18 protein-coding genes are annotated in these 14,037 nt (G+C 52.6%); all 18 read left to right on the top strand.

The window, feature by feature from the left end:
* Window positions 1-44 precede the first annotated feature (44 nt).
* Window positions 45-695, top strand: a complete 651-nt coding sequence (locus GJ688_RS10760; protein WP_170291874.1) for an adenylate kinase — start codon at window positions 45-47, stop codon at window positions 693-695.
* Window positions 696-1,451 carry a type I methionyl aminopeptidase gene (map, locus tag GJ688_RS10755; RefSeq protein ID WP_155476560.1) on the top strand — a complete coding sequence of 252 codons (756 nt, stop codon included), beginning with the start codon at window positions 696-698 and terminating at the stop codon, window positions 1,449-1,451.
* A gap of 3 nt (window positions 1,452-1,454) precedes the next feature.
* Window positions 1,455-1,745 (top strand): KOW domain-containing RNA-binding protein, encoded by a 291-nt coding sequence (locus GJ688_RS10750; RefSeq protein ID WP_155476559.1) that lies wholly within the window; start codon window positions 1,455-1,457, stop codon window positions 1,743-1,745.
* A 23-nt stretch (window positions 1,746-1,768) separates the two neighbouring features.
* Complete coding sequence (infA, locus tag GJ688_RS10745) at window positions 1,769-1,987, top strand: translation initiation factor IF-1 (protein WP_155476558.1); 219 nt, start codon at window positions 1,769-1,771, stop codon at window positions 1,985-1,987.
* A gap of 26 nt (window positions 1,988-2,013) precedes the next feature.
* Entirely contained in the window at window positions 2,014-2,127 is a 114-nt protein-coding gene (gene rpmJ / locus GJ688_RS10740) for a 50S ribosomal protein L36 (protein WP_012282496.1), read from the top strand.
* 24 nt (window positions 2,128-2,151) lie between these two features.
* Entirely contained in the window at window positions 2,152-2,523 is a 372-nt protein-coding gene (gene rpsM, locus GJ688_RS10735; RefSeq protein WP_155476557.1) for a 30S ribosomal protein S13, read from the top strand.
* A 17-nt stretch (window positions 2,524-2,540) separates the two neighbouring features.
* Window positions 2,541-2,933: a 30S ribosomal protein S11 gene (gene rpsK, locus GJ688_RS10730; protein ID WP_155476556.1), complete on the top strand. Its 393-nt coding sequence runs from the start codon at window positions 2,541-2,543 to the stop codon at window positions 2,931-2,933.
* A 27-nt stretch (window positions 2,934-2,960) separates the two neighbouring features.
* Window positions 2,961-3,587, top strand: a complete 627-nt coding sequence (gene rpsD, locus GJ688_RS10725) for a 30S ribosomal protein S4 (protein ID WP_155476555.1) — start codon at window positions 2,961-2,963, stop codon at window positions 3,585-3,587.
* A gap of 45 nt (window positions 3,588-3,632) precedes the next feature.
* Entirely contained in the window at window positions 3,633-4,580 is a 948-nt protein-coding gene (locus GJ688_RS10720; protein WP_155476554.1) for a DNA-directed RNA polymerase subunit alpha, read from the top strand.
* A 29-nt stretch (window positions 4,581-4,609) separates the two neighbouring features.
* The gene (gene rplQ / locus GJ688_RS10715) at window positions 4,610-4,948 is read left to right on the top strand and encodes a 50S ribosomal protein L17 (protein ID WP_170291873.1); all 339 of its coding nucleotides are present in this window, start codon (window positions 4,610-4,612) and stop codon (window positions 4,946-4,948) included.
* A gap of 734 nt (window positions 4,949-5,682) precedes the next feature.
* Window positions 5,683-6,528: an energy-coupling factor transporter ATPase gene (locus GJ688_RS10710; RefSeq protein ID WP_155476552.1), complete on the top strand. Its 846-nt coding sequence runs from the start codon at window positions 5,683-5,685 to the stop codon at window positions 6,526-6,528.
* Window positions 6,504-7,442: an energy-coupling factor transporter ATPase gene (locus tag GJ688_RS10705; protein ID WP_155476551.1), complete on the top strand. Its 939-nt coding sequence runs from the start codon at window positions 6,504-6,506 to the stop codon at window positions 7,440-7,442. The genes GJ688_RS10710 and GJ688_RS10705 overlap by 25 nt, the downstream gene beginning before the upstream one ends.
* The gene (locus tag GJ688_RS10700; protein ID WP_155476615.1) at window positions 7,436-8,227 is read left to right on the top strand and encodes an energy-coupling factor transporter transmembrane component T family protein; all 792 of its coding nucleotides are present in this window, start codon (window positions 7,436-7,438) and stop codon (window positions 8,225-8,227) included. The genes GJ688_RS10705 and GJ688_RS10700 overlap by 7 nt, the downstream gene beginning before the upstream one ends.
* 5 nt (window positions 8,228-8,232) lie before the next feature.
* The gene (gene truA / locus GJ688_RS10695; RefSeq protein WP_155476550.1) at window positions 8,233-9,018 is read left to right on the top strand and encodes a tRNA pseudouridine(38-40) synthase TruA; all 786 of its coding nucleotides are present in this window, start codon (window positions 8,233-8,235) and stop codon (window positions 9,016-9,018) included.
* Between the two features lie 227 nt (window positions 9,019-9,245).
* Entirely contained in the window at window positions 9,246-9,680 is a 435-nt protein-coding gene (gene rplM, locus GJ688_RS10690) for a 50S ribosomal protein L13 (RefSeq protein ID WP_155476549.1), read from the top strand.
* Between the two features lie 18 nt (window positions 9,681-9,698).
* On the top strand, window positions 9,699-10,091 hold the full coding sequence (gene rpsI, locus GJ688_RS10685) for a 30S ribosomal protein S9 (RefSeq protein WP_155476548.1): 393 nt from the start codon (window positions 9,699-9,701) through the stop codon (window positions 10,089-10,091).
* Window positions 10,092-10,343: 252 nt separating this feature from the next.
* The gene (locus tag GJ688_RS10680) at window positions 10,344-12,239 is read left to right on the top strand and encodes a PAS domain-containing sensor histidine kinase (protein ID WP_235910924.1); all 1,896 of its coding nucleotides are present in this window, start codon (window positions 10,344-10,346) and stop codon (window positions 12,237-12,239) included.
* Complete coding sequence (locus GJ688_RS10675) at window positions 12,236-13,867, top strand: sigma-54-dependent transcriptional regulator (protein WP_235910921.1); 1,632 nt, start codon at window positions 12,236-12,238, stop codon at window positions 13,865-13,867. Before GJ688_RS10680 ends, GJ688_RS10675 begins: the two co-directional genes overlap by 4 nt.
* Window positions 13,868-14,037 lie beyond the last annotated feature (170 nt).

Below are 14,037 nucleotides of genomic sequence, written 5' to 3'. Positions count from 1 at the left end.
GGCCCTAGCCGCTTGGCTGGGGAGTATCATGGAGGGATATAGCCGTGAAAGTACTGCTGATGGGACCGCCAGGTGCCGGTAAAGGAACGCAGGCGGAATTGTTGGTTAAGCATTTTGCCATACCCCACATTTCCACCGGTGACATGTTTCGGGCCGCCATTAAAAACGGTACCGAACTCGGTCAGAAAGCCAAAGCATACATGGATGCCGGTCAACTGGTTCCTGACGAAGTGACCATTGGAATTGTTCGGGAGCGACTGGCCCAAGATGATTGTCAACAAGGGTTCCTTCTGGACGGATTTCCCCGGACTGTGCCCCAAGCAGACGCCCTGGATGAAACCCTCAATCAACTGACCATGAATCTGGATGCCATCATCGACATTCAGGTTAGCCATGAAAAACTGATTGAACGGTTGACGGGACGGCGAATCTGCCGCCAGTGCGGAGCGACCTATCACGTGGTCTTCAACCCGCCTGCTGCCGAAAGCAAGTGCGACAAATGCGGCGGAGAGTTGTACCAGCGCAGCGATGATTCCCGGGAAACTGCGGAAAACCGCCTCGATGTGTACAACAAACAGACCCAACCCCTGATTGACTACTATCAGGCCAAAGGCCTGTACAAGCGGATCAATGGTGAACAGGAGATGCCGGCAGTATTCCAAGATATCTGTGCGGCCCTGGGGAGAGACGCTTAGATGATCGTCTTGAAAACCGCCCGGGAACTCGCCTATATGCGGGACGCCGGGCGGATTGTGGCCGAAACTCTACAAGAGATGGAAAAAGCAGCGCAGCCGGGTGTCACGACGGCGGAGTTAGATGCGAAAGCGGAAGACTACATCCGTCAACAAGGGGCAAAGCCTTCCTTTAAAGGATATCAAGGCTTTCCGGCGACGATTTGCTCTTCCATCAACGAACAAGTTGTCCATGGCATTCCAGGTTTACGTAAACTTGAAAATGGGGATATTATCAGTATTGACGTCGGTGCGTCTGTAAATGATTACCACGGAGATGCAGCAATTACCGTCCCCGTCGGTGAAATCGATGCAGAACTGCAGCGGCTGCTGGACGTAACGCGCCAGTCGTTGTACGTTGGCATCGAGCAAGCCCGCATCGGTAATCGGCTTTTTGATATTTCCCATGCCATTCAAGAATACGTGGAAGATAATCGGTTCTCCGTTGTTCGCCAATTCGTCGGGCACGGCATCGGTAAAAAGATGCATGAAGAACCCCAAGTGCCCAATTACGGTCCGGCGGGCCGGGGACCGAGACTTCAGGCAGGCATGACCCTCGCCATCGAACCGATGGTCAATGCCGGTACCTGGGAGGTCGAGACCAAGGAGGACCAGTGGACGGTGGTCACGAAAGACATGAAACCGTCCGCCCATTTTGAGCATACCATCGCCATTACCGATGATGGACCGGAAATTCTCACCCGCACCCGTGGAGCTTAATCCATGGCCTCGCGGCAAATCACTCCGGGCCAACTGGTTCTCTCCCGGAACGGAAGGGATCAGAACCGGTATTTTCTGGTGTTGAAGATTCTCGACCCCGATTACCTTCTGATTGCAGATGGGCGCTATCGTAAAGTAGACACCCCGAAGAAGAAGAAGGTGAAACACCTCCAGTTGACCGAGTTGGTGGTCGCGGAAATCGGCGAAATGCTTCAACAGGGTAAAACTCCTACCAATACCCAAGTCGACAGCGCCATTCGCCAACTGCTGGAGACGGTGGAGGTTGGTCTGTAAAATCAAGGAGGCTGGAAATCCTTATGTCCAAGACGGACGTTATCGAAGTTGAGGGCCGAGTCGTCGAGCCTCTGCCAAATGCCATGTTCACTGTAGAGCTGGAAAACGGGCACCAAGTTCTTGCCCATGTATCAGGCAAGATCCGGATGAACTTTATTCGAATCCTCCCCGGCGACCGGGTGACGGTGGAACTTTCACCGTACGACCTATCGCGGGGACGAATCACATACCGCTTTAAGTAACAGCCCCCCCAGAGGAGGGAATTGACATGAAAGTACGGCCTTCCGTGAAAACGATCTGCGACAAATGTAAGATCATTAAACGCAAAGGCAAAGTCATGGTCATTTGCGAAAACCCGAAACACAAACAAAAACAAGGTTAACAACCGGGAGGTGCATTCACCCATATGGCACGTATCGCCGGCATCGACCTTCCCCGGGATAAGCGGATTGAAATCGCGCTGACCTACATTTTTGGGATTGGTCGCCCAACTGCCCAACAGATCCTGGCCTCAGCCGGTGTCAACCCTGACACCCGGACCCGGGACTTGACGGATGACGAAGTAGCCCGTCTGCGGGAATACATCGATAAAAACATCACCGTCGAAGGGGATCTGCGCCGCGAAACTTCCCTGAACATCAAACGGCTCATGGAAATCGGCTGCTACCGCGGTCTGCGCCACCGTCGTGGCCTGCCTGTCCGTGGTCAGCGCACCAAAACCAACGCTCGTACCCGTAAAGGTCCTGCTCGGACCGTTGCTGGTAAGAAGAAGAAGTAAGGGGGCGAAGCTAGGTAATGGCTGCACGTCGCGTAACCCGTACCAAACGGAAAGAACGCAAACATGTGGACCGGGGCATCGCCCATATCAAGTCCACCTTCAACAATACCATCGTTACGATCACCGACACCACAGGCAACACCCTGTCCTGGGCATCTGCGGGTGTTCTCGGATTCAAAGGTTCGAGAAAATCCACCCCATTTGCGGCCCAAATGGCTGCCGAATCGGCTGCCAAAGAAGCCATGGAACACGGCCTGCGGGAAGTCGAATGCTTAGTGAAGGGCCCTGGCTCCGGACGGGAAGCGGCTATCCGCTCTCTGCAAGCTGCCGGCCTGGAAGTCAGCATGATCAAAGACGTCACTCCCATTCCGCATAACGGTTGCCGGCCGCCCAAACGCCGCCGCGTATAATACTCACTTAGGAGGTGCATTCGCAGAATGGCTCGATACACCGGCCCTGTATGCCGCCTGTGCCGTCGGGAAGGGGCTAAATTATACCTCAAAGGTGATCGCTGCTACACCGGAAAGTGCGCCGTCGACCGCCGGACCTACGCGCCCGGACAGCACGGTCAAGGACGGAAAAAGATCTCCGAATACGGTCTGCAGCTGCGAGAAAAACAAAAAGCTCGCCGCATCTATGGTATTCTGGAAGGTCAATTCCGGACGTACTTCTCCAAAGCCGATCGCCAGCAAGGGATTACCGGTCATAACTTACTTCGCTTGCTCGAGCGCCGTCTCGACAACGTCGTATTCCGACTCGGCTTTGCCCGCTCCCGGAACGAAGCTCGTCAATTCGTTCTGCACAACCACTTTACCCTGAACGGACACAAAGTAAACATCGCTTCCATCCAACTGCGGGTCGGCGATGTGATCCAACTGAAAGAAAAGAGCAAAGATACCCCGCTCTTTAAAGAAATTGTTGCGAGCCTCGGGCAGAAAACTCCTCCGGCTTGGCTTGAACTCGATGTCAACAACCTTTCCGGTCGGGTTGTCGCTCTACCCAATCGGGAAGACATTGACACCACGGTCCAAGAACACCTCATCGTCGAATTGTACTCCCGGTAGTAATTAGGGTTCTCCGATTCTCGCCAAGGGAGGGTTCAGCAGTTCATGCTGGAAATCGAAAAACCGAAGATTGAATGTGTCGACCGGAGTGAAGATGCCACATACGGGAAGTTTGTGGTCGAACCTCTGGAGCGCGGTTACGGGGTGACCCTGGGCAACTCCCTACGTCGCATCCTTCTGTCCTCCCTGCCCGGGGCGGCCGTTACTTCGGTGAAGATCGAAGGTGTTCTTCACGAGTTCTCCACCATCCCTGGAGTGGTAGAGGACACAACGGATATCATCCTGAACCTGAAGCTCTTATCCATCAAGATGTATACCGACGAACCTCGGATCATCCGTGTGGAAGCCGAAGGAGAAGGGGTCGTCACAGGGAAAGATATCATCTGTGATGCCGATGTGGAAATCCTCAACCCGGATCAGCCCATTGCCACCTTAGATAAAGGCGGTCGCCTGTTTATGGAGTTGACTGTGGAGAAAGACCGCGGTTACATGACAGCGACCAAACATAAGAAGTCGGAACATGTCATCGGGGTCATCCCGGTAGACGCCAACTTCTCGCCGGTCCGTAAGGTAAACTACCGGGTCGAAGACACCCGTGTTGGGCAAATTACCAACTACGATCGGCTGATTCTTGAGGTGTGGTCCAATGGGAGTTTGACCCCTGAGGAAGCCATCAGTTTATCGGCAAAGATCATGAATGACCACCTAAAACTGTTTGTCGGTTTGACCGAAAGCACGGAAAACGTGGAAATCATGGTCGAAAAAGAAGAACGTCCGCAAGATAAAGTCTTAGATATGACGATTGAAGAGCTGGATCTTTCGGTGCGTTCCTACAACTGCCTGAAACGGGCGGGGATCAACTCGGTCCGGGATCTAACTTTGAAGACCGAAGAAGACATGATCAAGGTTCGCAATCTGGGTCGCAAGTCCCTCGAAGAAGTGGACGCCAAACTCAATGCTCTTGGCTTGTCGCTCCGTAAGTCTGAAGACTGATACTACCCTACCGCAAAGGAGGGAAACACGTGCCTTACCGTAAATTCAGCCGTCCCACCGGTCACCGCCGGGCGCTGCTCCGTAATATCACTACATCCTTGCTCAAGCATGGAAAAATTACGACGACCGAGCCTAAGGCAAAGGAACTTCGCCGGATCGCGGACAAAATGATCACCCTTGGCAAACAAGGTGACCTGCATGCCCGCCGTCAAGCGCTGGCCTACCTGCAGGAAGAGGGAGTCGTCACTCAACTGTTTAGTGAGATTGCCCCTAAATATGCCAACCGGCAAGGCGGATACACCCGGGTCATGAAAGCCGGTTTCCGTCGTGGCGATGCCGCCCCCATGTGCATCGTCGAACTGGTTTAAGGCGTGACCGGGGCATTCCCGGTTTTTAAAGCCTAGATTTTTTGAGGCCCTTTTAGGGTCAGGAATAAGCCATATGGGTTGTGCAGTTCCCCTTTGTGGTTGCTGTCGACGCTGTGGCATGAAAGCAGGTCAGGGCCAATGATCCGATGGATCAAGGGTTCCTGGCTTTCCTTTTATGCGCCGCAATCTTCAAGTCGATAACCTGCTTGCTGAGGGCCGGGGTGCACTGGCTCCATTCGCTAAGGGCTCCACGGCTGTTCGCTTGGTTGTTCCGCGGGCGCGCCAAACCTCTGGGCTGTTCTGCATGTGAACCATAGCGCGCTTAACCGCTTCACAACCTGCGCTCACGACGCCGTTTCGCCCAAAACGCTCACTGCGCCAATGCACCCCTAGACTGTTGACAAGCGTTCCTCAATGTTAATGTATTAAGGCGGACTATGTGCTTGGGGGCCGGGGTGCACTGGCTCCATTCGCTAAGGGCTCCACGGCTGTTCGCTTGGTTGTTTCGCGGGCGCGCCAAACCTCTGGGCTATTCTGCATGTGAACCATAGCGCGCTTAACCGCTTCACAACCTGCGCTCACGACGCCGTTTCGCCCAAAACGCTCACTGCGCCAATGCACCCCTAGGCTTTACAAGCGGAATAAGTGCTTTCGGGCCGAGTGCACTAGTTGCTTTCGTTATGGGCTTCTAATTACGGCTATCTGTAGAGAGAACGGTTTTAGAGAAACGGGGGATGGCTCTGATTACCGTCGAAAATGTCAGCTATAGCTATCCGGATCCCTCTGGGCAGCCGATTCCGGCATTAAAGAGTGTCTCTTTAACGATTTGTCCTGGTGAGTGGGTGGCGATCTTGGGGGCCAATGGCTCAGGGAAGTCCACCTTGGCGAAGCACTTGAACGCGCTCTTAGTCCCTAAGGAGGGACGTGTATCTGTCAACGGACTTGACACGTCGGACAAAGAGAACTGGTTTGATATCCGCCGTACAGTAGGCATGGTCTTTCAGAATCCCGATAACCAGCTCGTCGCTACGACCGTTGAGGAAGATATCGCCTTTGGCCCGGAGAATTTAGGATTAGCCCCAGCGGAGATCGTGGAACGTGTCGAAAGAGCTTTGCAAGATGTCGGTCTCGAAGGGATGCGCACTCGTCCCCCTCATGACCTCTCCGGTGGACAGAAGCAACGGGTGGCTATCGCTGGCGTATTGGCATTAGGTCCCGAATACCTTGTCTTGGATGAAGCCACATCGATGCTCGATCCTGTCAGTCGCAGGGAGGTGCTCGAGACGGTGCGACACCTGCATGAAAATCAGGGCATGACGGTCGTTACCATCACCCACGACATGGATGAAGCGGCCTTGGCTCACCGGATCATCGTCATGGATCAAGGAAGTGTGCTCTTGGAGGGCTCGCCGGTAGAGGTATTTAAAAAAAATCAACTGCTTACACAGGCAGGGTTAGACGTACCGCCGGCTTTGAATATCGCTAGACGCCTGCAGGATAAGGGCCTCCCCATTGAGCCGAATGTACTGACTTTGGATAAGCTGGTGAAAGTCCTATGCCGATTGAAATCGCTAAACTGAATTACGTATACAAACCGGATACCCCTTTGGCGAGCCAGGCCCTCTTCGATATCGATCTGCAGATCGCCGATGGAGAATTGGTTGGCATCATCGGACGGACCGGGTCAGGAAAGTCCACTCTGATACAGCATCTCAACGGGCTGTTGGCCCCCACCTCGGGGACGATAATCGTCGATGAGATCGTCGTCCAAGGCACTATGGCAGGTAAAGTGAACCGGGAAGTACGTTCCAAGTTTCAAATACTGAGAGAGCGTGTCGGCATTGTCTTTCAATACCCGGAACATCAATTGTTTGAAGAAACGGTCTATGACGATATCGCCTACGGACCGCGCAATCTGGGCTTGATGGCAACCGAGACGAAGGAACGGGTTCTACAGGCCATGGATATGGTCGGACTCGACGTGGAGAAGGTCGCTCAGCGATCGCCGCTGCATTTGAGCGGCGGCCAGAAGCGTCGCGTTGCTCTCGCCGGTGTGTTAGCCATGCGCCCTCGAAAACTGATACTCGATGAACCGACGGCTGGGCTGGATCCGAGAGGACGGGAACAACTGCTCCAGTTGATCCGGAGGCTGCACCGAGAGTGGAATCTGACAGTAGTCATGGTGAGCCATCACATGGACGAAGTGGCCCGGTTGGCGAATCGTCTAGTTCTCCTCGATCGGGGCAAGGTGGCCTTGCAGGGAAGGCCGGAGGAAGTCTTTGCCCAGAAGGAGAAAATAACCCTATTAGGTATGGACATTCCTTTTTCCGTGAAACTGATGCACCAGCTGCAGGAAGCGGGATGGCCGGTGAATTTGGGCATCTTTGAGAACGAGGCCATTGTCGAGGAAATCCTTCGTGTGCTGCCAGCAGGTAAAGACAACGAGTGGAGTCGGAACAGCAGGAACGGGCCGGAGGGACAGGCATCATGCTGAAGGACATCACCTTAGGCCAATACGTCCATCTTGAATCGCCGGTACACCGCCTCGATCCGCGCACGAAGGTGATCATCACCTTGCTGTATACGATTGCCTTGTTTTTACTCTCGAGCCTGACGAGCGTTTCCTTAGCGGGCGTACCGATCATTGCCATCATCCTGTTGTCGAAACTGCCTTGGCATTATATCTTTCGCGGACTGAAGCCGCTGTGGATTTTTATCGTTTTTACCCTCGTCATGCACTTTTTGAGCACACCGGGAGAGGTTCTTTACTGTCTCGGTCCCTTCGAGGTCACCCAGGAAGGGGTGATTCAAGGTCTGACGGTCACATTGCGCTTGATCTGGCTCTATGCCGGAGCGACGCTGTTGACGTTGACCACATCACCGATCGCTTTGACCGACGGTATGGAACAACTGTTGACACCAGCGAAACGGGTCGGATTGCCGGCCCATGAGTTTGCCATGATGACCTCCATCGCCCTTCGCTTTATTCCGACACTGATTGAAGAGACGGAAAAGATCATGAAAGCCCAATCGTCCCGTGGCGCTGACTTTGACAGCGGCAACATCTTCCGCCGGGCGAAGAGCATGGTTCCGCTGATGGTTCCTTTGCTACTCTCCGCTTTTCGTCGAGCTGATGAACTGGCCATGGCCATGGAAGCCCGCTGCTACCGTGGCGGCGAGGGTCGCACTCGCTTTCGGCCTTTGGTGATGAGGCAAAGCGACTATGCCCTATTAGGGGTTGCTGGGCTCGCCTTTATACTTCTATTGGTTTGGAGATAGGGAATATGACCGAGAAGCGACGGGTCAAATTTATCGTGTCCTATGACGGCACGAGCTACCATGGTTTTCAGACGCAAGAAGACCCAACAAACTTGCCCACTATTCAAGATGAACTGATGCGGGCCATTCAGGTGCTTACTGGTGAGGAAGTAAAGATCACCTGTGCCGGTCGCACCGATGCTGGTGTCCATGCGCGAGGTCAGGTGGTCGACTTTTTGACGACTTCCCGCATCCCCGACGAGAAGTTTCCCTTGGCGATGAACTCGCTGCTGCCGAAAGACATTGCCGTTGTAAAGGCAGAGACGGTGGCCGAAGATTTTCACTCCCGTTTTGGCGCTTTAGGCAAGCATTACCGCTACAGCATCTATAATCACCGCATCCATTCTCCCTTTCACCATCGCTACTCCTATCAAGTCTATCCGCCCCTCCATGTGGCAGCCATGCAGGAAGCGGCAGGGTACTTCGTGGGAACCCACGACTTTCGTGGATTTTGCGCGACCGGAAGTCCTGTGAAAGACTTCGTCCGCACGATCTGGCATTGTACGTTGACCGTGACCGAGGAGAATCTGCTGCTCATGGACGTGATGGGTGACGGCTTTCTCTACAACATGGTTCGTATCATCACAGGCACGCTGGTCGATGTGGGAAAAGGAAAAATCGCCCCCGAAAGTATCCCCCAAATCATCGCTTCCCGCGATCGTACCCAAGCAGGGACGACAGCTCCCCCGCAGGGACTCGCTTTGCTAGAAGTCTGGTATAATCCGCTTGACTTTCCTTTCAATCTCCCATAAAATAGTACAGTGAGTTTTTTGCATAAACCTTCCCTAGCCCCGAAGGTATGCGAATGAAGAACTTGAGAATATGAACAAAAACCCCCGTGAGGCCGTTCTTTTAAAGGGATACGCCAGGCGGAGTGGATGGGCAGGAATCGGCATCGGAGGTTACGACCAGACCAAAGATGACGGGACCGCCTCGAAATAGGAATAGAACGAACGAAATCACCTGAGGAGGGAATTCGATGAGCACCTTTATGGCTAAGGCCAATGAAGTCGACCGCAAATGGTACATCATCGATGCGGCCGGCAAGCCCCTGGGTCGGGTAGCCTCGGAAGCGGCCCGCTTGCTGCGCGGAAAGCATAAACCCATTTTTACCCCCCACGTGGACACCGGTGACCATGTCATCATTCTCAACGCGGAGAAAATCGTGTTGACCGGTAAAAAAATGACCCAAAAACTCTACTACCATCATTCCCGGTATCCCGGCGGCATGAAGCTCGTCAACTATGCCACCTTGCTGCGGACCAATCCGGAGCGGGCGATGGAAAAAGCCATCAAAGGCATGTTGCCCAAAAACCGTCTGGGCGCTCAAATGTATCGCAAACTGAAAGTATATCAAGGTTCCGAACATCCTCATCAAGCACAACAACCGGAAGTTTGGAACTTCGGCGAATAGGGAAGGAGGTAGTAACCAATGGCTCAAGTACAATATTGGGGAACCGGCCGTCGGAAAAAGTCTGTCGCCCGCGTTCGTCTCGTACCCGGTGAAGGTAAATTCCTGGTGAACAACCGTTCGTTGATGGAATACTTCGGTAAGCGGACCCTCGAAATGATCGTCCGCCAGCCTATGGACCTGACCAAGAGTGAAGGCCGTTTCGACGTGATCTGCAACGTTCATGGCGGCGGTACCACTGGACAAGCCGGAGCTATCCGTCTGGGCATCGCCCGGGCTCTGCTGAAAGCTGACATCGGCCTGCGTCCCGTACTCAAGCGTGCCGGCTTCCTGACCCGCGATCCGCGGATGAAGGAACGGAAAAAGTACGGCCTCAAAGCCGCCCGTCGCGCACCTCAGTTCTCCAAACGCTAATATTTGCACATGCAAAAGGACGATCCTTGGGTTCAAGGATCGTCCTTTTCTTTTCTGCGACACCTTTTGGAAAAAGGTGTTTCGTGGGTACGGTGGAAGGGAGAAAAGGAATTGGATAGATAAATGACGAATAAATAAGTACTTGATGAGACTACCACATGGATGAATTATTCTTTAAGGGACAGATAAAATCGCCAATGACATAAGAAACTTGTTGTGTTGGGGGACAGAAATAGCGTGGACAGCAAGAGGATGAAGCCAAGCGACAACACTTCATTGGGGGGGAAGGTTTTTGAGTATTCGCCCGATGGGATAGTTCTCTTCGACGAAGGAGGACGAATCTTATCGGTGAACAGGGCTGCGGGAAAGATGTTCCAACATAATCCGGAAGTACTCTGCGGAAAAGATGTATCTTGTCTTTTAAGTGAACCTTATCAACAGCAATTAAAGAAATACATAGATTATCTTTTGAAAATGGGCGATTCCGAGTATTTCGGTAACACTATCGAAGCGATGGGGAGACGTGGCGATGAGTCAGAGATAGCGATTGAATTCACTCTCGCTGTCCTTCCGGAAGAAAAGAACCATTTCATCTGTACGATTCGTGATGTGTCAGAACGGAAATGGCTCCGGGGAGTTCTCGATCAAGCTTTTGATTTTTGCATCCGCCTCTTTGATGAGTTCCCGGCTATGATCTGGCGTTCCGGCACCGATGGGAAAAGCGATTACTTCAATCGGGGGTGGCTGCAGTTTACCGGCCGGACCGTGGAACAAGAAAAAGGGGACGGGTGGTCCGAAGGGATTTATTCGGAAGACCGGGATCGGTGCATACAAACGTACCTCTCCGCCTTTGAGCGCCGTGAAGCTTTTCAGATGGAATACCGCCTTCGCGGCCATGACGGTCAGTATCGATGGATCGTTGATATTGGAAGGCCCTTCTGCGATTTTGATGGTCAATTTGCCGGGTACATCGGGTATTGTTTTGATATCACGGAGCGCAAAGAGGCCGAAGTCGTGTTACAGCGATATCAACTACTATCAGAACGGGCAAGGGATATCCTGTTGTTTGTGAACAGTGACGGGAAAATCATTGACGTAAACCGTGCCGCCGAAAAAGCCTACGGATACGATAGAAGTGAATTTTTAGAACTGTACATACATCAACTGCGGCAACCCGGTGAGCATGAACTGATTCAGAGACAATTAGAAGAGGCCATGGCAAAGGGATGCTTATTCGAGACCATTCACCGCCGAAAAGATGGCAGCCTGTTTCCGGTGGAAGTGAATACAGTCAGCGCCATCATCGGTGAGGAAAAGATGGTCTTTAGTGTCGTTCGAGATCTGACCGAGCGAAAACAGGCGGACGCTCGAATGGTCGAAGCACGGGAACGAGCCAGCCGGGCCGAACGAATGGCTTCTCTGGGAACGATGGCAGCAGGGATCGCCCATGAGATCAACCAGCCGCTCAACTCTTTAAAAGTGACCGCTGACAGCATGCTTTATTGGCACAAGAAAGGGAAAACAGTTGAAGTCAGCAAACTGATCGATAACATTCAAAAGATATCTTCGCAAGCAGGACGGATTAATGAAATTATCACCCACATCCGTTCCTTCGTACATTCAGAGCAAAAAGAACAACTCGTTGCTTGCGATCTCAACGGGGCCGTCGAGGGAGCCTTGAGCCTTCTGGGCAGTCAACTCTCTTCTCACGGCATCGATGTGCAGATTGTGTCCGCCCCGCAACTTCCGCCCCTCCAGGCGGTAGCGAACCGCCTGGAGGAACTGATCATCAACCTGCTGGTCAATGCCATGCATGCCCTAGATGTGAGCGACCAAAAAAGCAAGATGGTCCGGATCTCTACGCGTGCTGGGGCGACGTTGAGAGACGGCGAAACGAAAAGGAATACGGTCGAACTAGAGATCAGTGATAACGGCAGCGGTATCCCCGAGGAACTCCATGGGAGAGTTTTTGAACCCTTTTTTACGACAAAACCTGCCGGTGAGGGTATGGGGCTTGGCCTGTCTATAGCTCATTCCATCGTCACTTCTTTCCAGGGACATATTCAGGTGAAAACGAACGATGAGAACGGAGCTACCTTTACGGTGATATTTCCGTCTATGGAGGAAACGGTGGTGCTTGACCGATGAACATTCTGCTCGTCGACGATGACAGCGACAGCCGAACTTGTGTCGGAGAGTTTTTACGGGAATTGGGACACGAAGTCGACGAATGTGGTAATGGGCAGGACGCCATCACACTCTTTTTTCGAGGGAACTATTCGATGGTATTATCGGATATCTGTATGCCCAAATTATCGGGAATCGATCTCCTCCAGTCGATCATGTCCCAGTCCGATGTTCGCAGAAATACCGATATCATCCTCTTCACCGGAAACGGTGACATGGAAACAGCCATAGCCGCACTGCGAGCCGGAGCCAGCGATTACTTGTTAAAACCGATCGATATAGAACAACTAGCTGCCATTACAGAACGGATTGCCTCAAAACGAGGCAATCCGAAGGGAAGGCGGGCTTTCGAGGACGACTCCGATCAAACCGTTAAGGAAGCCATCGAGACGGGGAGCGATCACTCCACGAATCACCGCATGACCGTTCATTCTGCAGCGATCAGCGGCATCGGTGTTTTCTCCGAGAGCATGCGCACAATCGTTCAGTCGGCCCTCAAATTCCATACGGACCGGACTATTCCTGTGCTGATCGAAGGAGAGACAGGCACCGGAAAAGAGATGCTTGCACGGCTTATTCACTTCGGAAGCATCGAAGAGTCGGCGCCCTTTATTGATATCAACTGTGCCGCACTGACGCCGAGTCTTTTCGAAAGTGAACTTTTTGGTTATGAAGGTGGAGCCTTTACGGGCGGCTTGACCAAAGGACAGAAGGGGAAATTAGATCTGGCTCAAGGCGGGACGCTGTTTTTAGATGAAGTGGGCGAACTTCCTCTGGAACTTCAAAGTAAACTTCTGCGGGTGCTGCAAGAGAAGGAATATTACCGTGTAGGCGGATTAAAAAAAATTCACACGGACATTCGCATCATCGGTGCGACAAACGTGAACTTGGACGAACGGGTGGTCGCGGGAAAGTTTCGCAAAGATCTATACTACCGCTTGAAAGTCGGAAGCTTATTGTTGCCTCCGTTGCGACAGCGAACCGAAGATGTCGTTCCCCTCGCCCGGATGCTGCTGCAACGGGCAGCCAAACAGAAGAAAAAGCGATTCCAAGGCATTACAGAAGAAGCGGCTCGGATCTTAATACAATACGCCTGGCCAGGCAACGTACGGGAACTGCAGAACACCATGGAATGGGTGGCTTTCATGTATGACGATGCAGAGCTGCAGCCAGAGCATCTGTTGCATATCTCCATTCCTGAAAAAACCGATCATCTCGAAAAGACCATCACAACCGTCAGAACAAGTCAGCCTCGAAAGCCCGGCAATATCAGCAAATTCAGTAATCACGGCAATCCCGTCGATCTCGTTAATCCCAGCACTCCCAACAATCCTACCATTGTCAGCGATCTCGGCAGTTCCGTTGATTCCAGTCATACCGCTCCAAGTTCCGTCAATCTGATCAGCCCAGAACACTTCACCTTACCGGAAAAAGGCATCATGCTGGAAGAATACGTAGACAATATTGTGTTACAGGCATTGACGATGCATAAGGGCAATAAGACAGAAACAGCCCGCTATCTGGGCATTTCCCGCCGCTCACTCTACTGCCGCTTGGAACGTATCCGAGGGAAGGACGAAACGAAATAAAGCCATCTCAAGTATTTTAAAAAGCGGAGTGTACCGCCCTTGGTACGCTCTGCTTTATTTTTTTTACACAAAGCTCATCACAGCAGGCTTTGTGTAGCCAAACATGTCCGTATCTTGACTACAACTTGATTCCACCCACTACTACTCGCTACCACTTACTACCACGTGTT

This window comes from Heliobacterium mobile, assembly GCF_009720735.1.
GTDB lineage: Bacteria > Bacillota > Desulfitobacteriia > Heliobacteriales > Heliobacteriaceae > Heliobacterium > Heliobacterium mobile.
Note: the sequence above shows the minus strand (reverse complement) of the source record. Positions and strands in the feature narration are given on the sequence as shown.